18 protein-coding genes and 1 pseudogene are annotated in these 23,595 nt (G+C 72.3%); 10 read left to right on the forward strand and 9 right to left on the reverse strand.

What is annotated here, in order from left to right; translation table 11 throughout:
- Positions 1–25 precede the first annotated feature (25 nt).
- Both HUT19_RS21290 and HUT19_RS21295 read right to left on the reverse strand, forming a co-directional pair.
- Positions 26–1,420, reverse strand: a complete 1,395-nt coding sequence (locus HUT19_RS21290) for an NAD(P)/FAD-dependent oxidoreductase (protein WP_176181995.1) — start codon at positions 1,418–1,420, stop codon at positions 26–28.
- The gene (locus HUT19_RS21295; RefSeq protein WP_176181996.1) at positions 1,410–1,664 is read right to left on the reverse strand and encodes a ferredoxin; all 255 of its coding nucleotides are present in this window, start codon (positions 1,662–1,664) and stop codon (positions 1,410–1,412) included. The genes HUT19_RS21290 and HUT19_RS21295 overlap by 11 nt, the downstream gene beginning before the upstream one ends.
- 229 nt (positions 1,665–1,893) lie before the next feature.
- Between HUT19_RS21295 and HUT19_RS21300 the strand changes: the two genes are divergently transcribed.
- Entirely contained in the window at positions 1,894–2,316 is a 423-nt protein-coding gene (locus HUT19_RS21300) for a BlaI/MecI/CopY family transcriptional regulator (protein ID WP_176181997.1), read from the forward strand.
- 310 nt (positions 2,317–2,626) lie between these two features.
- Here HUT19_RS21300 and HUT19_RS21305 read toward each other — a convergent pair whose 3' ends face one another.
- Positions 2,627–3,082, reverse strand: coding sequence for a tellurite resistance TerB family protein (locus HUT19_RS21305; protein ID WP_176181998.1), 456 nt, complete (start codon positions 3,080–3,082; stop codon positions 2,627–2,629).
- Positions 3,083–3,268: 186 nt separating this feature from the next.
- Between HUT19_RS21305 and HUT19_RS21310 the strand changes: the two genes are divergently transcribed.
- From HUT19_RS21310 to HUT19_RS21325, 4 genes are all read left to right on the forward strand, one after another.
- Positions 3,269–4,483, forward strand: coding sequence for an acyltransferase family protein (locus HUT19_RS21310; protein ID WP_254885690.1), 1,215 nt, complete (start codon positions 3,269–3,271; stop codon positions 4,481–4,483).
- 115 nt (positions 4,484–4,598) lie between these two features.
- On the forward strand, positions 4,599–6,863 hold the full coding sequence (locus HUT19_RS21315) for a family 2 encapsulin nanocompartment cargo protein terpene cyclase (RefSeq protein ID WP_176182000.1): 2,265 nt from the start codon (positions 4,599–4,601) through the stop codon (positions 6,861–6,863).
- Positions 6,864–6,938: 75 nt separating this feature from the next.
- The gene (locus HUT19_RS21320; protein ID WP_176182001.1) at positions 6,939–7,721 is read left to right on the forward strand and encodes an IclR family transcriptional regulator; all 783 of its coding nucleotides are present in this window, start codon (positions 6,939–6,941) and stop codon (positions 7,719–7,721) included.
- 116 nt (positions 7,722–7,837) lie between these two features.
- Complete coding sequence (locus HUT19_RS21325; RefSeq protein ID WP_176182002.1) at positions 7,838–8,953, forward strand: PP2C family protein-serine/threonine phosphatase; 1,116 nt, start codon at positions 7,838–7,840, stop codon at positions 8,951–8,953.
- 22 nt (positions 8,954–8,975) lie between these two features.
- On the opposite strand, the pseudogene HUT19_RS21330 reads toward HUT19_RS21325, so the two are convergent.
- From HUT19_RS21330 to HUT19_RS21345, 4 genes and pseudogenes are all read right to left on the reverse strand, one after another.
- Positions 8,976–9,320: pseudogene (locus HUT19_RS21330) on the reverse strand (LuxR C-terminal-related transcriptional regulator); the annotation flags it as partial.
- Between the two features lie 122 nt (positions 9,321–9,442).
- Entirely contained in the window at positions 9,443–9,910 is a 468-nt protein-coding gene (locus HUT19_RS21335) for a hypothetical protein (RefSeq protein WP_176182003.1), read from the reverse strand.
- On the reverse strand, positions 9,886–10,731 hold the full coding sequence (locus tag HUT19_RS21340; RefSeq protein ID WP_176182004.1) for a hypothetical protein: 846 nt from the start codon (positions 10,729–10,731) through the stop codon (positions 9,886–9,888). Before HUT19_RS21340 ends, HUT19_RS21335 begins: the two co-directional genes overlap by 25 nt.
- A gap of 21 nt (positions 10,732–10,752) precedes the next feature.
- Complete coding sequence (locus tag HUT19_RS21345; RefSeq protein ID WP_176182005.1) at positions 10,753–11,901, reverse strand: hypothetical protein; 1,149 nt, start codon at positions 11,899–11,901, stop codon at positions 10,753–10,755.
- 233 nt (positions 11,902–12,134) lie between these two features.
- On the opposite strand from HUT19_RS21345, the gene HUT19_RS21350 reads away from it, so the two are divergent.
- Positions 12,135–13,328, forward strand: coding sequence for an IS110 family transposase (locus HUT19_RS21350; protein ID WP_176179786.1), 1,194 nt, complete (start codon positions 12,135–12,137; stop codon positions 13,326–13,328).
- 35 nt (positions 13,329–13,363) lie between these two features.
- Here the strand turns inward: HUT19_RS21350 and HUT19_RS21355 are convergent, their stop codons facing one another.
- On the reverse strand, positions 13,364–15,691 hold the full coding sequence (locus HUT19_RS21355) for a hypothetical protein (RefSeq protein WP_176182006.1): 2,328 nt from the start codon (positions 15,689–15,691) through the stop codon (positions 13,364–13,366).
- A gap of 532 nt (positions 15,692–16,223) precedes the next feature.
- Here HUT19_RS21355 and HUT19_RS21360 point away from each other — a divergent pair.
- Positions 16,224–17,864 (forward strand): CdaR family transcriptional regulator, encoded by a 1,641-nt coding sequence (locus HUT19_RS21360; RefSeq protein ID WP_254885691.1) that lies wholly within the window; start codon positions 16,224–16,226, stop codon positions 17,862–17,864.
- Between the two features lie 389 nt (positions 17,865–18,253).
- Here HUT19_RS21360 and HUT19_RS21365 read toward each other — a convergent pair whose 3' ends face one another.
- Positions 18,254–19,666 (reverse strand): NAD(P)-binding protein, encoded by a 1,413-nt coding sequence (locus tag HUT19_RS21365; RefSeq protein ID WP_254885692.1) that lies wholly within the window; start codon positions 19,664–19,666, stop codon positions 18,254–18,256.
- 523 nt (positions 19,667–20,189) lie between these two features.
- Here HUT19_RS21365 and HUT19_RS21370 point away from each other — a divergent pair.
- The 3 genes from HUT19_RS21370 to HUT19_RS21380 all read left to right on the forward strand — a co-directional run bounded on the left by HUT19_RS21370 (position 20,190) and on the right by HUT19_RS21380 (position 23,585).
- Positions 20,190–21,692: an amino acid permease gene (locus HUT19_RS21370; protein ID WP_176182007.1), complete on the forward strand. Its 1,503-nt coding sequence runs from the start codon at positions 20,190–20,192 to the stop codon at positions 21,690–21,692.
- Between the two features lie 93 nt (positions 21,693–21,785).
- Complete coding sequence (locus HUT19_RS21375) at positions 21,786–22,739, forward strand: hypothetical protein (protein WP_176182008.1); 954 nt, start codon at positions 21,786–21,788, stop codon at positions 22,737–22,739.
- A 129-nt stretch (positions 22,740–22,868) separates the two neighbouring features.
- A complete protein-coding gene (locus HUT19_RS21380) occupies positions 22,869–23,585 on the forward strand; it encodes a hypothetical protein (RefSeq protein WP_176182009.1) in 717 nt (238 codons plus the stop codon).
- Positions 23,586–23,595 lie beyond the last annotated feature (10 nt).

A 23,595-nucleotide genomic window follows, 5' to 3' on the forward strand; every position in this document is an offset into this window, starting at 1 on the left:
GAGGTCCTTCGATCATCGGGCGCGGTCAGGCCCGCGCGGGAGTGAAGGTGATCCGTCGGTCGGTGGGCGAGTAGCCGCTGAGCGTGACGGTCGGCCCGTGGGTGGGCAGCGAGGGGTCGGGGAAGTCGGCCGGGACCGGGCGGAGCCCCTCGGCGCGGCGGTCCACGGTGGTCCACGGCGGTGGGAAGGGGGCCGCGGTCTCGATCAGCCGCTGGTAGTGCTCCAGCCACTTGGTCTGGTCGAAGGTGACGGCGGCGATGACCCGGCCCTGGTAGCCGTAGACACCGGTGAAGCGGCCCTCGGCGAGCGAACCCTGTGCGATCAGGATCTCCTCGCCGAGGGACGGCACCCCGACGGATTTGATGTTCACCCCGAACTGCGAGGACCAGAACGCCGGGATCCACAGATGCGGTCGCCGGTCGGCACTGGCGTTGATCATGTTGTGGGCGGCGGTCTCGGCCTGGGAGACCGCGTTGCCCCAGTGCTCCAGGGACAGGAACTGGTAGTTGAAGAGCGGATGCGGGGACCGGGCCACATCCCCGGCCACGAAGACGTCGTCGGTGACGATGCCGCGGACGTCGAAGGCGCGGCAGCCCGCGTCGCAGGCGATCCCCCGGGGCCCGGCGCCGAGCCCGGACCCGGCCAGCCATTCGGTGTTGCGGGTGGCGCCGAGCGAGACCACCGCCACGTCCACGTCCAGGGCGGTGCCGTCGGAGAGATGGGCCCGGCGCAGCCGCCCGGCCGAGTCGCCCTCCAGACCGGTGACCATCACCCCGCAGCGCAGATCCACCCCGTGGGCGCGATGGAGTTCGGCGGCGACCTGGCCCACCACCCCGCCGAGCGCGCCCACCAGGGGTGCCGGGCCGCGCTCGGCGACGGTCACCTCGAGCCCCAGCTCACGGCAGGCGGAGGCGATCTCCGAACCGGTGAACCCCGCGCCGATGACCAGCACCCGGTGCGGTGCGGCGGTCAGCCGCCGGTTCAGCGCGATGGCGTCCTGGCGGGTGCGGAGCACGAAGACCCCGTCGAGTTCGGCCTCCAGCGGATGCGGCCAGGGCCGGGCGCGCACCCCGGTGGTGATCAACAGCCGGTCGTAGGGCACCTCGTCGCCGTCGCCCAGCCGCACCCGCCGGGCCGTCATGTCGAGGCCGGTGGCGGCCACCCCGAGCCGCCACTCGGCGTCCAGCTCGCGGCGGCGGGGCAGTGCGGTGCGGTCGGCGGTGGCCTTGCCCAGCAGTACCTGCTTGGACAGCGGGGGCCGGTCGTACGGTTCGTGGGGTTCGTCGCCGATCAGCGTGAGGGAGCCGGTGAACCCCTCGTCGCGCAGGGTCTCCGCGGCCCGCAGCCCGGCCAGTGAGGCGCCCACGATCACGATCCGCCCCGAACGCCGCAGCGCCTCCAGCGATCCGTTACCGGACACCGGTGGTCTCCGCCCGCGCGGGGCGCCCGGCCGCCCGGTCCGCCCCGTCGGTGTCCAGGTCCTCGACCAGGATGGCCTGCACCGGACAGGCCGCCGCCGCGCGCGCCACGTTCTCCCGCTGGGTGCCGTCGGCGTACGGGTTGTAGAGCAGCGCCTCTTCACCGTGCATGGTGAAGACATCGGGGGCGAGGAAGGCGCACTGCGCGTATCCCTGACAGCGGTTGAGATCGACGACAATCCTCATCCGGGCTCTGCCCTTCCCACAGCTCGGGCCGTCGGCGCCGTCCCGCGTCCCCTCGGCGGGCGGCCCCGGCAGCGGGACGTCCCCTCCGGCCCAGCATCGGCGACGGGGCCGGGGCCCGCGCGCACAGCCGGGCCAAAGGGGTGGGCGCGGGCCCGGTGGGGCCGGGGTGTGCTCTGTACGATGTACCGCCGCCCGGCGGGTGCGGGCGGTGTGGCGGGAAGGAGACGGTGTGACGGACCAGGACCGGACCGGCGGGCGCGGGCCCGGCCGGCCCCGGCGCCCCCGTCGACGCGGTCAGGGCGAGCTGGAGGCGCAGGTGCTCGGGGCGCTGCACCGGGCGCCGGGCCCGGTGACCGCCGCCTGGGTGCAGGAACGGCTGGAGGGCGACCTCGCCTACACCACGGTGATGACCATCCTGTCCCGGCTGCGGGCCAAGCAGGCCGTGACCCGTGAGCGCGCGGGGCGGTCCTTCGTCTGGCGGGCGGCCTCGGACGAGGCGGGGCTCGCGGCGCTGCGGATGCGGCGGGTGCTGGACGGCCAGGACGACCGCGGAGCGGTGCTCGCCAGCTTTGTGACGGGGCTGAGCCACGACGACGGGCGGCTGCTGCGCGATCTGCTGAACGACGCCACGGAGGAGCCGGAGGAGGGCTGAGCGGTGGGGGCGTCTTCCTCCCGCTGGACCTGCCGCGGTGCGGCCAGGCTGCTGCGCCGCGCACGGGTGCGGCGGGCGGTGCGGGGACCCGCTGGTCCGGACGCCCGTGAGCGACGCGCCTGATCGCCCCATGGGCGGGCCCATCTGACCGCTCGCCATCACCTCTTCCTGCCTGCCGCCCGGCTCGCGGCGCGGGCCGGTCCGCTGCCGGACGGCTGGTCGGACGCCGCCCGGGAGGTCGGGGGACGGCCGGGTGACGGCGCGCGGTCGGCGGGGCCGCGCCCCGCGGTAGCCGGGCGCCGCTCGGCCGTTACAGGTCGAACTCGGCCGGGGGCAGGTCCAGGGCGGAGCACGCCTCGCGGACCACGGCCTGTTCGGTCGTGTCGAAGTCACCGTCGGCGCCGCCGATGACGATGCCGATCTGGACGACGGCACGGGCCTCGGCGGGCTTCTTCCGGGCCTTGGCCACCTCCTGGAGGACGCTGACCTTGCCGAGGTCGAAGTCGGCGACGAGCTGGTCCAGATATGCGTCGAACCGCCGCTGGAGGTCGTCGGCGGGGAAGTTCTGGAGCACCTCATTGGTGGCGATCAGCTGGGCGACGCGCTGCCGTTCGGCCGGGTCGACCGAGCCGTCCGCCGCGGCCACCAGCGCGCACATCGCCATGCTCGCGTCGCGGAACGCTCCGCTCTTCAAGTCGTTCTTCTTGGCGAGCAGCTGAGTCTGCATCGTCTGGGCGGAGTCCTTGATGCGGTCCCACAGGGCCATAACCACTCCATCGGGGTTCGTCGTTCGGGGTCGTCGGTCGGACGGCGTTGCATCTACATCATTGTAGATCTACAGCACTGTAGAAGCTAACAGGCCGGCAGACGCGCAAACGGCGGTACGCAAGTGAGTACGCAAGAGGTGAGCCATTCCGGGCGCGGGCGCACGGGCGCCACTAGGGTCCGTGGAATGCCTCACTCCGCATCCTTACGTCCCGGACGTCGGGACCGTGACGCGTTCTTCGACAATGCCAAGTACGCGGCGATCGTGCTGGTGGCGATGGGTCACGCATGGGAGCCGCTGGGGAGCGGCAGCAGAGCGGCGGCCGCCCTCTACCTCTTCGTCTACACCTTCCACATGCCGGCCTTCATCCTCATCTCCGGCTACTTCTCCCGGAGTTTCGACCTCCGGCCGGACCGGCTGCGGCGCCTGGTCACCGGGGTCGCCGTGCCGTACGTCCTCTTCGAGGCCGCCTACAGCCTCTTCAAGCGCTGGGCGGACGACGATCCGTCCCATCCGGTCAGCCTGCTCGATCCCTGGTATCTGACCTGGTTCCTGATCGCGCTGTTCGTCTGGCGGCTGACCACCCCGCTGTGGCGGATCGCCCGCCGTCCGCTGGCCCTGGCCCTCACCATCGCCGCGCTGGCCGCCTGCTCCCCCGACATCGGTGACGACCTCGACCTCCAACGGGTGCTCCAGTTCCTGCCGTTCTTCGTCCTCGGCCTCCAGTTGCGGCCCGAGCACTTCCGGATGGTGCGGCGGCCCGCGGTGCGGTGGGCGTCGGTGCCGGTCGTCGCCACCGCGCTGGTCTTCGCCTACTGGGCGGTGCCGCGGATGAACGCGGCCTGGCTCTACCGCCGCGACAGCGCGCAGGAGCTCGGCGCGCCCTGGTGGAGCGGGGCGGTGATAACACTGGCGCTCTTCGGCTGCTCAATGTTGCTCACCGCGTGCTTCCTGGCCTGGGTGCCGGGCCGCCGGATGTGGTGCACCGCGCTGGGCGCGGGGACGCTGTACGGCTATCTGCTGCACGGCTTCCTCATCAAGGGCTCCCGTTTCTGGGGCTGGTACGACCATCCCTGGGTGCACCGGCCCGCGGGGGAGATCGCGGTGACGGTGCTGGCCGTGGCCGTGGTGACCGCGCTGTGCGCACCGCCCGTGCAGCGGCTGTTCCGGTTCGCGATGGAGCCGAGGATGGAGTGGGCCTTCCGGCCCTACGCGCCCGAGGCGCCGCCCGCCCGTGCGCGGACGGTGCCGCCCCAGGCGAGCAGAGCGGGCGCCCTCCACGGATCCGGGACGGCACAGCGGTCCGGGACCTGGCACCGTTACGGGACCTGGCACGGGTACGACTCCGGACAGCGGGCCGGGACCGGACAGCGGGCCGAAAACCACCGGCCGTTCATGTGACTAATCGGGCTGTCGGATATCCGATCCGGACCCCGGGTAGTGCGCAGCCGTTCCGCCCGGCGCCGTACGCCGTACGCCCCGGGCATCCGTCGTACGGAGAGGTGCCGGCCCACCAGTGACACAGCCCTTTCAACTCCCCGACTTCTACCTTCCGTATCCGGCGCGGCTGAACCCCCATGTCCAGGAGGCGCGGGCGCACTCCACCCGGTGGGCCCGCGAAATGGGCATGCTCGAGGGCTCGGGCATCTGGGAGCGTAAGGACCTCGACGCCCACGACTACGCCCTGCTGTGCGCCTGCACCCACCCCGACTGCTCCGCCGCGGATCTGTCGCTGGTGACGGACTGGTACGTGTGGGTCTTCTTCTTCGACGACCACTTCCTGGAGACTTTCAAGCGCTCCCAGGACCGCGCGGGCGGCAAGGCGTATCTGGACCGGCTGCCCGCCTTCATGCCGATGGACGCCACGGACACCCCGGAGCCCGTCAACCCGGTCGAGGCGGGCCTCGCCGATCTGTGGGCGCGCACCGTGCCCGCCATGTCGCGGGAGTGGCGGGCGCGGTTCCGGGAGTCGACGGAGAACCTGCTCAACGAGTCGCTCTGGGAGCTGTCCAACATCAACGCGGACCGGATCCCCAACCCGGTCGAGTACATCGAGATGCGCCGCAAGGTCGGCGGCGCGCCCTGGTCGGCCGGTCTTGTGGAGTACGCGGCGGGCGCCGAGGTCCCCGCGGCCGTCGCCGGCTCCAGGCCGCTGCGGGTGCTGCGGGACGCGTTCTCCGACGGCGTCCATCTGCGCAACGACCTCTTCTCCTACCAGCGGGAGATCGAGGACGAGGGGGAGCTGAGCAATGGCGTCCTGGTGCTGGAGACCTTCCTCGGCTGCACCACCCAGCAGGCGGCGGACGCCGTCAACGACCTGCTCACCTCACGGCTCCAGCAGTTCGAGAACACCACGCTCACCGAGCTGGGTCCGCTCTTCGCCGAAGTCGGTCTGGACCCGGAGGGCTGCTCGCGCGTCCTGGCCTATGTCAAGGGGCTCCAGGACTGGCAGTCCGGCGGCCATGAATGGCACCTGCGCTCCAGCCGCTATATGAACGGCGGCGGGGCGGGCCCCCCGTCCGCGGCCCGGTCCCCGTTCGGACTCAGCGGTATCGGCGCCGGCGGCCTCGGGGTGTCGGCGGCGGATCTGAAGCTGACCACCGGGCGGGCCGAGGCGGCGCGCGGGCGCCGCTTCAGCCATGTCCCGTTCCAGAGGGTCGGGCCGTCCCGGATCCCCGACATCTACATGCCGTTCACGCTCCGGCTCAGCCCGCATCTGCACGGGGCGCGGCGCCATCTGGCCGACTGGTCGCACCGGATGGGCATCCTCCAGCCGCAGCCCGGTGTCCCCGGCTCCCACGTCTGGGACGAGCACCGGCTGCTCGCCGCCGACCTCCCACTGTGCGCGGCCGGGATCCATCCGGACGGTTCGCCCGACGAGGTCGACCTGGCGTCGGGGTGGCTGGCCTGGGGCACCTACGCGGACGACTACTACCCGGCGGTCTTCGGCCGCACCCGCGATCTGGCCGGGGCCAGGGCGAGCAACGACCGGCTCGGCGCCTTCATGCCGCTGGACGCGGGCGCCACCCCGGTCCCGGCGAACGCGCTGGAGCGGGGGCTCGCGGACCTGTGGGGCCGGACCGCCGGGCCCATGACGGACACCGCGCGCCGCACGTTCCGCAAGACGATCGAGGACATGACCGAGAGCTGGCTGTGGGAGCTGGCCAACCAGGCGCAGAACCGGATCCCCGATCCGGTCGACTACATCGAGATGCGGCGGCACACCTTCGGCTCCGAGCTCACCATGAGCCTGTGCCGGCTGGCGCACGGGCAGCGGGTGCCGGACGAGATCTACCGCAGCGGCCCGGTCCGGTCCCTGGAGAACGCCGCCATCGACTACGCGACCCTGCTGAACGACGTCTTCTCGTACCAGAAGGAGATCGAGGTCGAGGGCGAGGTCCACAACGGCGTCCTGGTGGTGCAGAGCTTCTTCGACTGCGACTACCCGACCGGGCTGGCCATCGTCCATGACCTGATGACCTCCCGGATGCGGCAGTTCCAGCACGTCGTGGCCCATGAGCTCCCCGTGCTCTGCGACGACTTCGGCCTGGGCCGGGAGGTCCGCACGGCCCTGGACGGCTATGTCCGGGATCTGCGCCACTGGATGACCGGGATCCTCAACTGGCACCGGGAGGTCCCGCGCTACCGGGAGGAGGAGCTGCGCCACCGGCCGGCGCTCCCGGCCGGGGGCGCGGTGGCGGGGCCGCCCGCCTGGCGCGGTCCGACGGGCCTGGGCACCTCGGCCGCCCGGATCCCGTTGCCGGCCGGAGCGCGTCCGTAGAACCGTGCTGCGGTACGGCCGGGCCCGCCCCGGGAGACCCTTGCCTGGCCGGTGCGAGGGGCGCAAGCTGGTGATATGGGTGCTCAGGCGGGCCCTACGCTCATCACCTCCGTACAGCGAGCCTTCCGCTTGATGGAAGCCGTGGGCGCACATGAGGGCGGTGCGCCGGCGAAGCTGCTGGCACGTGAGGTGGGGCTGCCCCTGGCCACCACCTACCACCTGCTGCGGACCCTGGCGCACGACGGCTATGTGAACCGGCTGCCCGACGGCGGCTTTGTGATCGGCGACAAGCTGCACTCCCTCCAGACCGGCGCCCAGGGCCAGGCGCTGCTGTCCCGTGTCCGCCCCGCCCTCGCCGCACTGCGCGACGAGCTGTCGGCCGCCGTCTACCTCACCTTCTACGAGGACGGCGAGATCCGGGTCGCGGAGATCGCGGACGGTCCGCGGGCGCCGCGGGTCGATCTGTGGGTGGGGTTCGAGGACGCCGGGCACGCCACCGCGCTGGGCAAATGTGTACTGCGCGAGCTGGATGACGACGCCCGCCACGACTACCTCTCCCGCCATCCGCTCGCCGGACTCACTCCCCGGACCGTCACCCGCCCCGCCGAGTTGCTGCGCCGTCTCGACGTCAGGCCCCAGCCCTCGCTCGTGGCGGACGTGGAGGAGTACGCGCTCGGCACGGTCTGCTTCGCGGTGCCGGTGTACAGCGGGGACCGGCTCGGCTCGCTCGGGATCTCCCTGCGGGCGGACCGGGTCGCGCCGCTCACCCGTGGCGACGACGAGCGGCTGGAACGGGTCCGGAAGCGGCTGCTCCCCACCGCGGACCGGGTGACCAGGGGTCTTTCGCTCACTATCTGAAAACGTGGCCCTTGCCGCGAGTATGGAATCGCTGTTTCTCTGGATGAAACGGACAAACGGATGTCCGTCCCCTCCCCGAGTAGAGCCCGAGTGGGAAAGAGAGCAGCGAAACAGGCATGATCCACGCCCCCATCCTCCGGAGTGACCCGGACCGGTCCCCTGCCCCCGCGCAACTCGCGGCCGCGGTTCCCGTGCTGATCATCGGCGGGGTCGCCCTGCTGGATGTTCTCACCGGATCAGGGATGAGCTGGCTGCCGCTGCTCGCCGTCGGCCCGGCGCTGGCCGCCGCGTTCCGCGGACCGTGGGGGGTGCTGCGGATCGGGCTGCTGGCCGTGGCCGTCGGCGGGTTCCTGAGCGCCCAGAGCGACACTCCGGTACGGGGCCGGGCGATCATGCTGGCCGCGGTGGCCGCCGTCACCCTGGCGAGCTGTCTGGCCAGCCTGTTGCGGCGGCGCCGGGAACGGGTGCTGGCGGCCGTCCGCTCGGTCGCCGAGGCGGCCCAGAACGCCCTGCTCAGGCCGGTGCCCGCACGCGTCGGACAGTTCCAGGTGGCGGTCCGCTACAGCGCCGCAGCCGCGGAGGCCCGGGTCGGCGGCGATCTCTACGCGCTGGTGCCCAGCCCGTACGGGGTCCGGGTGATCGTCGGGGATGTGCGGGGCAAGGGGCTGCCCGCGGTGTCCACCGCCGCCCTGGTGCTCGGTGTCTTCCGCGAGGCCGCCTACGACGAGCCCGATCTGCTGGACGTCGTCGGCCGGATCGAACGCAGCCTGGCGCGCAACCTCGCCCCCGACGACTTCGTCACCGCCGTGGTCGCCGGATACCCCCGGTCCGGCCGGATGGAGATCGTCAACTGCGGTCACGCCCCGCCGCTGCTGGTCAACCGGTCCGGTGTGGTGGCCGTCGAGCCGACCCGCCCGGCCCCGCCGCTGGGGCTGGCATCGCTGGGCGGTGAACTGCCCAGCCTCCAGCTGGTGCCGTTCGACGACGGGGACCAGATGCTCCTCTACACCGACGGGGTCATCGAGGCGCGGAACCACGGCCGGGAGTACTTCCCCCTGATGGAGCGGGTGCCGCGGCACATCTGCGACGAGCCGTCCCGGACGCTCGCCGCCCTCCACGACGATCTGCTGGAGCACGTGGGCGGACGGCTCCACGACGACGCCGCGCTGCTGCTGCTCCGCAAGCCGGTCACCAGCGGTGTGCCCGCCCCGGCACAGGCTCCGCTGAACTGAACGGGCCCCCTGGGGCACCGCGTCACCGCGCCCCGGAGCGGGGGAGCAGTCCCCGCTCCAGGGCGATGACCACGGCGCGGGTGCGGTCGTCGGTGTCCAGCTTGGCGAAGATCCGCGGCAGATGGGGCCTGACCGTGGCCTCCGCGACGCAGAGCCGCCGGCCGGTGTCCGCGTTGGACAGACCGTCGGCGACGGCGCCCAGCACATCCGGCTCGCGTGCGGTCAGCGCGGCCTGGACCGGGCGGCGCATCCGCGCCACCAGCTTCTCCGCGACGCGCGGGGCGAGCACCGTCTCGCCGCGTGACGCCGCGTGGATGGCGTCCGCCAGCTGGTCCCGGGTGGTGTCCTTCAGGAGATAGCCGATGGCATCCGCCAGGGGGTGCCGCGCGCTCAGCCGAGCGGCCCGCACAGGGAGTTCTCTCATGCCATCGATCCTGGTCAGCGGCGTCCGCGGCGGACAGGCCCGGCCGGAGATCCCGTCGGCCGCCGTCAGCGACTCTGGTGCTCAACCGCATGGACCAGCCGTGGCCACAGCTGCGAGATACGGGCCCAGCCGGATCCGTTGTCGAAGAGCAGCGCGTTGCCCTCCCGCAGCGGGGAGAGCCGCCGCGCCTCGTAGACGGTCTCCCCGTCGAGTGTCACGGCGACGTCCAGGTCGCGGACCTCGTCCAGCCGGAACCCCGGCCGGGGCGGCAGGAGACCGATCATGCCCGGTACGACGGACAGCCGTACCAGCAGCAGGGCGCGGACCGGCAGTCCGGTGCCGGGGTCGGTCGCGTTGAACTCGCAGCGCACGTCCAGCCGGTAGCCTTTGTCCCACCACTCCCCCTGGAAGGACGCCGTGGAGTGGAACACCAGCCGCCGCCGCGGTCGCTCCAGCGGGATCGTGAGCGTGAGCGGGTAAGGGCTCTCGGCCGTGTCGAGCCAGCTCCTCAGAAAGGCCCCGGCCAGATCCACAGCGCCCCCGCCAGCAGCAGGAGCAGAAGCAGCAAAAGGGCGGTCAGCGCGGCCGGAACCACCGCCGACCGCCCCTTCGCTTTTGGGGCGTCGTAGGCCAACTCCCCTGCCCGGCCGGTAAGTTCCTCCAGCGGCATGGCGGCGTCGCCGACCAGACCCCCTTCGACCAGCACCGCCAGCCGCCCCGAGGTCAGCTCGGCGACGTCCTCCGCCGCGGACACCAGATTGAGCAGATGGGCTTGGCCGTTCTCCTTCCCGGCCAGCAGCGCGGACAGCCGGGCGAGGAAGGCCGCCGGGGCGCCGGGGGCGGACCGCCCGGCGATCCAGCGCCGGGCGGACGGCTCCCCGGAGCCCTCCGGTTCCGCGCCCGTCACGGCGGACAGCGCGGCGCGCAGTCGGTCGGTGAACTCCTCGCGCTCGGGGAGGAGTTCATGGGGGCGGGCGGCCAGCAGCCGGTCGACGTCCGCGGTGGGGCAGACCCCGTCGAGAACATCGGACAGGGTGCCGCGCCCGTCCGGCGCGGCGGCGAGGTCGGCCAGCCACCGGGAGGCCAGCGCCGCCGCAACGGCCTCGTCGGAACCGCCTCCCGACTCCCCCTCCAGGACGAGGGTGTAACAGATCAGCGTACCCACCGAGTCGGTCCGGACCGACGGGATCCCGCTGATCAGCACCCGCCAGCGGCCGTCCTCCGCCACGGCGAGCAGACAGGGCCGCTCCACGGCGGTGACGTCCGCGTACCGGTCCCACCAGCGCTCCTCCGGCGCCGAGTTGAGGAATCCGTAGTCGAGTGAACGCGGCACCCCTCGGGTCCGCAGATACATGCGCACAGGGTCCTCCGACGGTCAGCTCAGATGGTGCAGACGGGTTCCGGTCTGCCGTGCCGCCAGGGCGGCGAGCACATCGAAGAGGGACTGGGTGGTCCGTTCCGACTCCGCCAGCAGCCCTTCGTCCTGCGCGGCGACGCGTCTGCGGCGGTCCCGCTCACCGTTGAGGTTGAGCCACAGATCGCGGAAGAAGCCCTCGCGCACCTCGGCATGGTTCCGCGAGTACGCCGCGGTGGTCCTGCGCCACGTTGTCGTCCGCTCGCTCTGCGTCCGCGCCGTGTCCACGAGTTGCCGGCAGAGCAGGCTGATCAGGTCGTCCAGTCCCTTGCGGACGATCCTCCCGGGCGGCCGGACCCGGTACTTGGGCACCAGGGCGAGACCGCCGGGCGAGGTCGTATGCGGCGTCCAGCGGGCCGACACCAGCTCCACACAGCCGAAGGTGTCGATCGGCAGATAGCGGATCGACGCATGCGGCGCGGCCTCCCGCACCGCCTCCAGCACCTCGCTGAACTGGTCGGTGATCCGCTCCCGGAGCTGTGCGGCCTGGTTCTGGAGGCTTCCGCTGTCGGACAGATAGGTCTCGCACTTGACCGGACAAAAGATGATCAGCGCAGGTTCGTCCTGCCGCTCCCGGCGGTTCTTGGCCCAGCGCAGGATCACCTGCTTGATCTGGAACACCGCCAGATGCGAGCTGAGCAGCGGTGCGTACTCCTCACCGGAGTCCATGACCAGCACCGAGTCGATCGGCAGCAGCAGGACGGAGCTGTCGGCGAGGAACTCCTCGCACTCGTTCCACCTCTGCTCATGGCCCGTGCCCGCGCCACCGTCCTCCAGCCAGCCGCCCGGATAGTCGAGGATGTCGAAGCGGATCCTCAGATCCTGCCCCCGCGCCTCCAGCAGCAGATGGAAGTAGGAGGGATCGGGGGTGCTGGGCACCAGTCCGGGCATGAAGACCCGGGCCTTCAGCGCCCCGGTGACCATGTTGTACGTGGCCGCGAGCCGGTTGGCGGTCGGCCGGTCGGCGCTGTGCAGCAGCACCGAGGCGTCCTGGGCCAGCATCTGCTGGCCTTCGGTGAGCAGGCTGGCGATCAGGGTGCTCTTCCCCACCCGGCTGGGTGCCAGCAGGCCGATCTTGTAGGCGAAGACCGGGCGGTTGTCGTCCGTCACCGTCACTGGTCCCTACCTTCTTGATCGGGCTGAGCGAGCCATTCGTAGGGTTGGCTCACCCAGGGGCGCTGGGTGTGGCTATCACTGGTCTGCCGCTCGTGGCTCGGGAGGATTGGCCGCCCGGCGCCCCACGACGACTCGGCCGCCAATTGGGAAATGCGACAAGATCGCTTTGTAGGGACTCGTCGGCGAGGTCGTCTGTGGGACACGGCACGACGACGATCAGGAGAGCGATGCACCCCCGCGTATGGGCCGGAATCGACGCCGGCAAGGCCCACCACCACTGTGTGGCAATCGACTCCGAGGGGAACAAACTCCTCTCCCGCCGCGTGGCCAACGACGAGCCGGAACTCCTCCAACTCCTGGCCGATGTCCTTGCGCTGGGCCATGAGGTGGTCTGGGCCGTCGACCTCGCCGACGGCGGCGCCGCACTGGCCATCACCACCCTGCTCGCCCATGACCAGCAGGTGCTCTACATCTCCGGTCGCACCGTCAACCGTGCCTCGGAGGCATACCGGGGCGAGAGCAAGAGCGACGCCCGCGACGCCGCGATCATCGCTGATCAGGCACGCATGCGCCGCGACCTGACCCCGATGCGATTGCCCGACAGCCTCAGCGCCGAACTGAAGCTCCTCACTGCCCGCCGCACCGATCTGGTCTGCGATCGCACCCGCACCATCAACCGGCTCCGCGCCCAGCTGAACGGCATCTTCCCCGCTCTGGAACGGGCATTGGACCTGAGCAACGCGGGCCCGCTGATCCTGCTCACCGGATACCAGACCCCGGCCTCTATCCGGCGGCTGGGCCGCACCCGCCTGGAGGCATGGCTTCGCCGTCGCAAGGTCCGCAGCGCCGGTCAGGTCGCCCGGACCGCGCTGGAGGCCGCCGAACGGCAGCACACCGCCGTGCCGGGGGAAGACGTCGCCGCCGAGCTGGTGCACACGCTCGCCCAGCAACTGACCGCTCTCAACGAGCAGATCGCCGCAGTGGACCGTCGCATCGCCGAGCGGTTCAGGGAGCACGAACTCGCCGAGGTCATCACCAGCATGCCCGGCATCGGCCCGACTCTCGGTGCGGAGTTCCTCGCTGCCACCAACGGTGACATGGAGCTCTTCGGCTCCCCGGACCGGCTTGCCGGCTTCTGCGGTCTGGCTCCCGCCTCGCGCGACTCCGGCCGCATCAGCGGCAACCTGCGCCGACCCCAGCGATACCACCGCGGCTTGCAGCGTGTCTTCTACACCTCCGCGCTGATCAGCATCCAACGCCACCCAGAGTCCAGGGCGTTCTACGACCGCAAGAGGGCCGAGGGGAAGCGCCACACGCAGGCCGTCATCGCCCTCGCGCGCAGACGTGTCAACGTCCTGTGGGCACTCCTGCGGGACAGGCGCTGCTACCAAGCGGTCCCACCCGTCGCTATGGCGGCATGAGGACCCGAACAGCTCATCGCTGACGCTTGACAACGTCATTGGGAATCCTCCTCGATGAGGTCGGAGATCTCCTCGGCCACCCGGACCACCCGTGCGTAGCGGCTGTTGGCCTCGTCGATCCCGCGGAACTCCTCCGGCCACAGGTCATTGCGATAGGAGCGGACGAACCGGCGGAACTCCTGGACCGAGGTGCCCGAACGGATCAGGGTGTCCTCGAACTGCTCCACCAGGGCGTGGATCACCGCGGCCGGTACCGCGGACTCCTGGAGCAGCGACTTCTGGATGCGGAACGCGGCCTGCTCGGCCAGCCCATTGAAGATCCCGTACAGCTCCTCGGCGCCCTCCTCGGTCAGCGGGACCGCCACCTGCTGCATCTGCTCGCCGGTGTCGGGGTGGGTGACCTGGAGGTTGAGCGGGGCCAGATCCGGGCGCACCCGGGGGTAGAGCAGGGTGCGGTACTCCAGCCGTACGTCCAGCAGGTCGGTCACCGCGGCGGCCAGGTCCGGGCAGGGCTGGGAGGAACGGGCGAACAGCTCGGCGAGACGCTCGAGGAGCTCGCGGCCGGTGGGCCCGGCCGGCTCGTCGTCACCGGCGCCGTCGCCCTCGACGTTGCCGCCCTGGACGCCGTCGCCTTCGAGGCCGTCGGTTTCCGCTTCTGCGAAGAGGGCCCCGCACTCGATCACGAACACCGCGGCCGTACGCTCCCACGCCTCGACCAGCCGTCCGGTGAAGAAGTCGTCCAGCGCGGCGAAGCGGCGGCTGAGTTCCACGCGGATCCTGCTGAACTCCGGGCCCGCGAAGGCCGCCGCGTGGCCCTCGGTGACCATGCAGGTCAGCGCCTCCTCCTGCCAGTTCCGGACACCCCGCCCGAAGCCGTCCCCGATCCAGTCCAGGACGCCCTGGTACGCGTCGGCGACCGCGTCGGTGAAGCCGGGATCGGCCATGGCGCTCTGTGTCTCGGCGGCCAGATGGGCCACCAGCAGCCGTAGCCGCTTGGCGATTCCGCTGCGCAGCTGGGCGGCCTTGGCGTCGTTGACCTCCTCCGGGACCCCGGCCTGCCGGGCCACCCGGTCCAGGACCCGGCGGACATCGGTGAGCTGGAGACGGATCCGGTCCCGGGCGGCGGAGGCCCGGCGCCGGGTGCCGGACATCACCTCGGCGTCCATCACCGGGAGCCCCTCGGCCAGCCGCTTCAGCAGCGGGGTGAGCACCTCCCGGCCGACCCGCTCCGGATCGCGGACGTCCGTCTCGAGGACGGTGAAGAAGCGGTCGGCCTGCCCGCTGTTGACGTTGCGCAGCAGATCGCCGCGGAGGTTCTCGGCGAGATGCGGCTTGTCCGGATCGAGGTTGTGGACGAGGTAGATGAACTCGCCGGTGCTGCGCACCTGTCCGCGTATCCGCTCCAGCAGGGTGAGCCCGACGGTGTCGGTCTCGTCGAAGAACGACGAGGTCTCCGAGGACCGCTTGACCAGCAGCACCGCGTCGACCTCGTTCTGGAGCCCGGCCACATGGCGCTGGTCGGCGTCCGCGATGACCTCGCCGAGCCCGGGCAGGTCCACGATGCCGATGCGGGCCACGTCCGGGTGCGGGAAGGCACATTCGATACGGGCTTCCCGCACCGCCGCGTAGACCCGCGGCACCCGGCCCGCCGCCTCGGTGATCTCCTCATGCGTCGGATAGGCGACGTAGGGGCGGATCTCCTCCAGCGGCACCGTCCGCACCCCACCGGTGAGCAGCGGTTCGTAGCTCTCCAGCGCATTGCGCAGATCGCGCAGCCGGGTCAGCAGCAGCCGTCCCCGGGGGTCGGCCACCGAGTCCGGATACGGCCATTGGCCGAACTCCGCGATGGTGCGGGGCGCGGTGGTCAGTTCGAGCGCCGCGTGCAGCGGGGCGACCACCTCGGCGAGGAAGCTCTCCGGTCCGTGCATCTCCAACTCGGCCCGCCGCACGGCGGGGGAGTGGAAGATCCTGCTGCGCACGGCGGTGACGGGGATGCCGTGACCGGTCGGGATCTGGTTGTTGTCGAGGCCCGAAATGGACTGCAGCAGCGTGCTCTTGCCCATCCGGGCCGCCCCGCTGACGCCGATGTTGACCGTGGGCCGGGTGAACCGCGAGCCGATCACCCGGAACGCGTCCGCCGCCTCCGCCACCGCGAGCCGGATCTGCGGCAGCTGGGGCATCGTCAGCGCCGCCGCCAACTCCCCGTCCATCGTGGTGTGTCCGCGGAGGTCGGCCACCGCCAGATCCAGTTCGTCCAGCCGCTCCCCCAGCGCCTGCCACCGGGCGCTCTCCCGTTCGACCTCCGGCAGCTGCCGCAGTCGGCGTTGCAACAGTGCGTCGATCGCGCTCGATATCTCTGACATATGCCCCCCAGCACGCTGTGGCCTGTTCCGTACCCTTGCGGACGGGTTCGGGAAACCACTCCCCATGTGGCGGACAACGTACTGGTCCGGGAGGGGTCACGGAGCGGGTTCGGCGATAACTGCCGGGCGCGGGGCGGGGGTTGTCAGTGGAGTCCGCGTTTGCCCGGTGCCCAGAAAGGTTTCACCTTGATCGCGCTCTTCGGCCGGCCGCGGTCCCGCGTCAGATGGTCGCGGACCCTCCGGCACGAGGTGTGCGACCGGCTGGGTCTGGTGTACACGCGGTAGGTCCGCGCGGTGGGCGGCCTACTCCCCGGTAGCCCGCCGGGCCCGCTCGCACCCGCGCTGACCTGCGGCGGGCAGGAGCGTCGTCGGCGGTTGCCCTGGCCGGAAACACCAGTACTGTGGGCGTCACCGTGGGCGCCGTTCCCCCGCGCGGGGGCCGGCGCGCGGGAACGGCCTCGCGCCCATGAGCCGTGGCCCCACGGCAGTACGGTACGAGCGCTGCCCCGACCAGCGGCAAGAGGCGTCGATCATGGATCCAGCGGCCGAGGCGCCCCACTCCGGCAGCGGTATCAGCCTGCGCCAGCTGCTGATGTCCCTCGGCGAACCCCTGGTGGAGCTCCAGGCCGCCCCCGCCGGGCTGGACGTCACCATCCGCGGTGTCGCGCTGCTCGACCCCGAGGACGAGCCGGCCGCCCACCCCGGTGAGCTGGTCCTCGCGATCGGCGTCCGCGGACGCGCCGCCCTCCCCGCGCTGCGGGCCGGTGGACGGGCCGGGGCCGCGGCCGTCGCGGTCAAGGTGGACGCCCCCGGCCAGGCTGCCGCCCTCAGCGAGGCCGCCGCGGAGGCCGGGGTCGCCCTGCTCTCCATACGGCGGGACGCGCGCTGGGAGCAGGTGGACGCCCTGGCCCGTGCGGCCCTGGAAGACGTGCCGCTCGACCGCGGCGCCGAGGGATACGAGGAGGCGGAGGGCGATCTGTTCTCGCTCGCCCAGACCACCGCCGTCCTCACCGGCGGCATCGTCAGCATCGAGGACACCGCCAACCGCGTCCTCGCCTACTCCCGCTCCACCGACTCCGACGAGGTCGACGACCTGCGGCGGCTCTCCATCCTCGGCTGGCAGGGTCCGGAGGCGTATCTCTCCAGACTGCGCCGCTGGGGCGTGTTCCAGCGGCTGCGCGCCTCCGACGAGGTGATCTCCATCGACAGCCACCCGGAGCTGGGCATCCGCCGCCGTCTCGCGGTGGCCGTACGCTCCGGCGACCGGCAGCTGGGCACCATCTGGGTGCAGGAGGGCGCGTCGCCGCTCACCGAGCGGTCCGAGCAGGCCCTCACCGGCGCGGCCCGCGTCGCCGCCCTCCACCTGGTACGACGCCGCCGGGAGCTGTCCGCGGACGTCACGCTCACCGCGACCCTCTCGGCCGGGCTCCTGGAGGGCAGCACCGGACCGCAGCCGCTCGCGACCCACGTGGGCGTGGACCCGGGCCGCCCGGCCGCCGTCCTCGGCTTCTCCTACGGCACCGCCGGGGCCACCGGACCGGAGCTGGCCCGGACGGAGGTCACCAACCTGATCTCGGTCCACACCGCCGCCCGCCACCGCAGCGCCCTGGTCACCCCGCTCGACCAGCGCATCTACGTTCTGCTGCCGCAGCTTCCGCGCAGCATCGACCTCGGCACACTGCGCTCCTGGGGCGAGGAGATCGTCGAGGCCGCACACCGCCATCTGGGACTGCCGCTGCGCGGCTCGGTCGGCCGTATCGTCCCGGGGCTCGCCGACGTCCCGGCCTCACGCCGCGAGGCGGACCGCATCCTCGACGCGATGGTGCGCACCGGAGGGGCCACGACGGTCGCGGCCCTTCCGGACATCCAGGCGGAGGTGCTGGTCAGCGAGATCCTCGGACTGCTCGCCGAACGCCCCGGTATGCGCGACCCCCGGCTGACCGCCGTGGTCGCCCACGACGACCGCCACCGGGGGCAGCTGGCGGCGTCGATCCTGGCGTATCTGAACGCGTTCGGCGACGTCCGGGCGGCCGCCGCCGAGTTGCACGTCCACCCGAACACACTCCGCTACCGGATCCGCCGCGCCGAGGAACTCACCGGTCTCGACCTCACCCGCGCCGACCAACGCCTCCTGGCCATGCTCCAACTCCGCCTGCCGCCGTCCGACCCCTGATCGGTTCCGCCGGGGGGCCGCGGTGCCCACCGGGGGTGCCCCTGGGGGTGGCTCTACCGGACCGTTCCCTTCGCGCTGGGGCCTCCATGGCGTCGTCGGGTCCGTCCCGGCGGGTCCTGGGCTCCGCCCGTGGCCGGACGAGCCGACGCCGAACGGGCCGCGAGCAGGTAGCGGGCGGCTGCGCCCGGCGGCGGACCGGCCGCTACCCCGCACGGAGTGCGCCGCGCCCCCCGCCCCGCCGGGCGGGCCAACCGCCGCGCGTGCCGCACCCGTCGGCGGGGCGGGCCGTCAGCCCGCAACGGGCGTACGGCGGTTCCGCTCCCGCGGGTGCCGGGGTGTGGCGGCTCGCCGCCGCCGAGCGGAGCCCTGGCCGAGCGGAGGCGGCCGGGTCAGCCGGTGGGGAGGGGCGCGGTCCCCGGGGCGGCCGGGGTCGGCGGACCCGGCGTGGGGACGTGGTCGCAGTCGTCCCGGGTGGGGAGGGGCCAGGCGACCAGGCCCTGGTCGGGCAGGTCGACGTAGTCGCAGTCCGCGTCGGCGACGACGCGGCGCGGCGGGGAACCGGTCAGGTGGGCGGTTACGTAGGCGGCGCTGGTGCGGGTGATGTCGCGGGTCAGGCCCAGGGGGAGCAGCGCGCGGGTCTCGGCGATGGCCTCGTCCTCACCGGCCCGCAGGACCACCCGGACCTCCGGGTCCACCCCGTGGGCGGCCACGGCGACGGCGATGTTGTCCAGTTCCTCGGAACCGACCGCGGCGAGCGCGTCCGCCCGGGCCAGGCCGAGCCGGGCGAGCACCTCACGGTCCTCGCCGTGGGCGAGCACCACGGGGATCCGCATCGTGCGCGCGAGGCGGAGGTTGGGGGCTGTGGGTTCCCGTTCCACGCCGATGACGGGCACCCCCACCTGACGCAGCGTCTGGCACAGCCGCAGTCCCACCTGCCCGAGCCCCACGACGATGACGTGCCCCGCGCGCGGCAGCACCCGCCGCCCCAGCACACCGACCAGCCGGGCGCCGAGCAGCCGGTCCACGATGCCCGCCGTGAGCAGGGCGGTGAACCCGACCGTCACCAGCATCGCGACCCCGGACATCACCTCGTATCCCGGGTGGCCGCCGTGCGGGACGGCGGGCCCGACCCCGGCGACGACCCGGGCGGCCTCCAGGAAGGCGGTGCTGGCGGGCTTGTGGAAGACGCCGACCAGCCACAGCCAGTCCAGCGCCAGCACCGCGACGATGCCGAGCAGCCCGATGAGCAGCAGCCGGGCGTCCGCGTCATGGGGCTGCAACTGGCCGCGCAGCCGCCCGAACACGGCACGTCGCCGGGCCGCCGCGCTCGGCCGCCAGGCGGTCTCCACCAGACGGCCGTCCGCGCGGCGGACCGCGACCGGGCCCTGTCCGTCGTCCCACACGGCCAGCACACCGCGTTCCACGCACGGACCGGCCAGCGAGGGCGCCAGCAGATCGGCGGGGGAGACCGTCACACAGTGCCGCAGCAGCGACTGGAGCTGCCGCGCCACGGTGCGGTCGAAGACCGTGGCGACGATCCGGACGGTGTCGCAGAGATGCCGTACCGCCAGGGCGTAGCGCAGCGCGGACAGGTCGTCGCCGACGAGCACGGCGACCCCGGCGGGCCGTGCGGCGAGCGCGTGCCGCACATCCTGGTCGTCGGGGGCGGCGAGGTGCTGGACGGGGCGGCCGTTCTCCGAGACGGCCGCGCAGACCCGCCTCGCCAGCGTCGTCGCGCCGATGACCACGATCCGGCCGCCGCGGCGCCCCGTCCCCGCCCCCGCACCCTCGTACGTGTCCATGGCGCTGGCTCCCTCGGTCGGCTCGGGACACTCACGCTAGGTCGGGGGCGGGGCCCGGAACGCTGTGCGGCAGGCCAAGGTGGCGGCCACCGCGTTGTACGGGCGGACGTTGCCCCGGTCCGGCCGGGAGAGCCGGACGGAGGGGCGCACACTCCGGAGTCCGGGGCTTCCGGCGACCGCATTGGCCGCCCGCACAGTTCTTGGCCGGGATGTTGGCGAACTTCACAGATACGCCGCCTCACCCCCCTGCCTACGCTTGCGCACATTCATCCCGAGTCGCTGCGGTTCACTCCCACGACTTCTCCCACAAGGAGACGGAGCGGAAGACGGAGCGACCTGCGGACGCGCGGGTCAGCGCCGCGCCAGAGCCTCAGGCCCCCGGCCCGGTGGGCCCTCGACCGGCCGACACCGCCCCATGCGCACCAGCCCCCCTCGTGCGCACCGCTGATGACGCGATCCCGGCAGCGCGATCCCGCCCGCCGGATCCGCCGAAACCCTCACCCACCACGCAATGGATGTCGAGATGACTACACGTCCCCCTGCTTCCGTGGCTTCTCCCTCCTCGCCCCCCGGCTCCGCCGGCCCTCCGGGCGGCGGAGCTCCGCCCGACTCGGGGCTCCAGAGCGGTCTCAAGAACCGCCATCTGTCCATGATCGCCGTCGGCGGAGTCATCGGCGCGGGCCTCTTCGTGGGCTCGGCGTCCGGTATCGCCGCGGTCGGCCCCGGCATCCTGCTGTCGTACGCCCTGGTCGGCGCGCTCGTCGTGTTCGTGATGCGGATGCTCGGCGAGATGGCGGCCGCCAACCCCACCTCCGGTTCCTTCTCCGCCTACGCGGACCGGGCGCTCGGCCGCTGGGCGGGCTTCTCCATCGGCTGGCTGTACTGGTTCTTCTGGGTCGTGGTGCTGGCCGTGGAGGCGACCGCGGGCGCGGTGATCCTCGAGGGCTGGGTACCGGCCGTACCGCAGTGGGCCTGGGCGCTGATCGTGATGGTCCTGCTCACCGCCACCAACCTGGCGTCGGTCGGCTCCTTCGGCGAGTTCGAGTTCTGGTTCGCGGGCATCAAGGTCGTGGCCATCGCCGCCTTCATCATCCTGGGTGCCCTGGCGATCGCCGGTGTGCTGCCCGGCTCCGACGGCGCCGCGACCGGCTTCGGCAACCTCACCGAGCACGGCGGCTTCCTGCCGCACGGGCCGAGCGCGATCCTCAACGGAGTGCTGCTGGTCGTCTTCTCCTTCATGGGCAGCGAGATCGTCACCCTCGCCGCCGGTGAGTCCGAGAACCCGCGGCGCGCGGTCACCAAGGCCACCAACAGCGTGATCTGGCGGGTGGCCGTCTTCTACCTCGGCTCGATCCTCGTCGTGGTGTCCGTCCTGCCGTGGGACTCCAAGGCGATCGCCGACAAGGGCAGCTACGTCGCCGCCCTGGACGTGATGGGCATTCCGCACGCCGGACAGGTCATGAACGTCATCGTGCTGACCGCGGTGCTCTCCTGCCTCAACTCCGGTCTCTACACCGCCTCCCGGATGGCCTTCTCGCTCGGCCAGCGCGCCGACGCCCCGGCCGGCTTCGCCAAGACCAACGCGCGCGGTGTCCCGCAGGCCGCGATCCTCGCCTCCGTCGTCTTCGGCTTCGTCGCCGTCGGCTTCAACTATGTGTGGCCGGAGACCGTCTTCCAGTTCCTGCTGAACTCCTCCGGCGCCGTCGCGCTGTTCGTGTGGCTGGTCATCTGCTTCTCCCAGCTGAGGATGCGGGGGATCATCCTGCGCGAGAATCCTGAGAAGCTGTTGGTGCGGATGTGGTTGTTCCCGTATCTGACGTGGGTGACGATCGGGATGATCTCGTTTGTGCTCGTCTACATGCTGACCGACGACAGTGAGGGCGGAGGAAGGATCCAGGTGCTGCTGTCCGTACTGGTCGCCGCCCTGGTGGTCGCCGTCGCACTGGTCCGCGAGCGCATCCGCCCCGCCACCGCCCGTACCGCCGTGCACCCCGCTCCCGAGGAGGACACCGCCAAGGCCCGGTAGCCGAGTGCGGCGGCCGGGTGGACGCTCGAGGGCCGGCGGTGTGCGGGGGCACACCGCCGGCCTCTCCCCACCACTGGAAGGTCGCCGACCGAGATGCCCGTCTTCAGACGCCGCAAGGGCAACCGCCCCCGGCTGGTACCCGAACTCGACGACGTCCCCCTCGGCCGCGTCCGGCAGCGCCTCGGAGCGAGCTGGGCCCGCGGCGAACTCGACACCACGGTGATCGCCCAGGTGTCCCGGGTGGTCGAGGACGCGGGGGAGAACTGGGACCGCAAGGCGCACCGGCTCGGAGTGCTCGCCGTGGCCGCCGGGCGGGCGCTGCCGGGGATCTGGCGGCGTCACCAGCCGAACGACCAGAACGCCCTACTGCTGCACGCGTGGTCGGAGCTGGTCCAGGCGGGCCGGCAGGGCTCGTCGGCCGACCTCGGCGGAGCCCGGGCCACCTGCCGCCAGGCCGCCGACCTGCTCCCCGCCGACCCCACCCCCTGGGTCGTGTACCTGGCCACGCTGCGCCATGAGCGACGGCCCTACCAGGAACTGTCCGCGGTCTGGCGGGAGATCAAGGCCCGCGATCCCTGGAACCGCGAGGCGCACCTCCAGGCCCTGGGCTATCTCTCCCCGGACGAATGCGGTTCCACGGTCCAGGTCGTCGATCTGCTCGACTCCATCCGCTACGGCATGCCCGCCGACGCCCCCGCCGCCGGTCTGGAGATGACCTCGATCGTCCGCGGCCACCAGCGTGCCGTGGCCACCGGCGGGCTGGCGGCGATCAGCGCCGGGGACCACTGGCGCCGCCCCGAGGTGGCCTCGGTCCTCGACCGCGCGGCCCAGGACTGGCCCCGCCCCGGCTTCTTCAGCCATGCGACGGCCCTGGCCGATCTCAACGTCCTGGCCTTCGCCCTGGTCAAGTCCGGCCGGATGGAGGAGGCCGGAACCGCCCTGCGCGCCACTACGGGCGTGGCGACCCCGTGGCCCTGGAACGCGGAGGGCGATCCGCTGGAGCGCTTCGCCCAGCAGTACGAGCGCCTGGCGGCCACGGGCCCGTAGTACGCGGCCACGGGCGCGTGGTACGGAGTGGGCCCGGGGGCCGCGAGACCCCGGGCCCTCGTGGATCAGGGGCCCGGGATGGGCACGGGGCACGGAGAGAGCCGGCGAACGGCGAGGAGGGGGACCGCGATGCTGTCGGTGCTCGCGAACATCGTGATCGGCCTGGTCACCAGTCTGCTGGGCGGTGGCTTGGTCTGGCTGTGGGAGCGCGGCAAACGCACCCGGAGGCTGCACCGCAAGGCGGGCTTCTTCGGGGTCGTCCCCGGGGAGACCTGCCTCATCGTGCTGGGCAGCAAACACCACGAGCCGGGCAGCGCACACCCCCGGGACGTCCGGTCCGTGGTGGAACTGGCCATGCTGGCCGGGGAGCTGGGGTGCCAGGTCACGGTGATGTCCAGCGACTTCCGCGGCAGCAACGGCGACCGTACGGAGTTCTGCGTCGGCGGCCCGCTCGGCGACGCCAATGTCCGCAGCGGCGGCCATCTCGCCACGTATCTGCCGGGCGTGACCATCCACCCCTACAGCGACCGGCCCGATTCGGTGGCCTACTCGGTCGGCGGCGAGCAGTACCTCTTCGACCGTGGCAACGAGGAGTACGCCCTCGTCGCCAAGTTCACCCCGGCGGAGTCCAGCCGCCCGGTGATCCTGGTCTGCGGCCAGAGCTCGGTGGCGAACCAGGGCGCCATCCACTTCCTCCGGCGCGCGTACGCCGAGGCGGCCGCGGCCGTCGAATCAACGGAGCGCTACTGCCTGGTGATCAAGGTGTCCGGTATCCACACCTACGAGTTCCACCGGGCGGAACTGGAACGCGATGTCTCCGCCGCGGCGTTCGCGAGACGGGGTTGAGCGCGCCGGG

This window comes from Streptomyces sp. NA02950, from assembly GCF_013364155.1.
GTDB lineage: Bacteria > Actinomycetota > Actinomycetes > Streptomycetales > Streptomycetaceae > Streptomyces.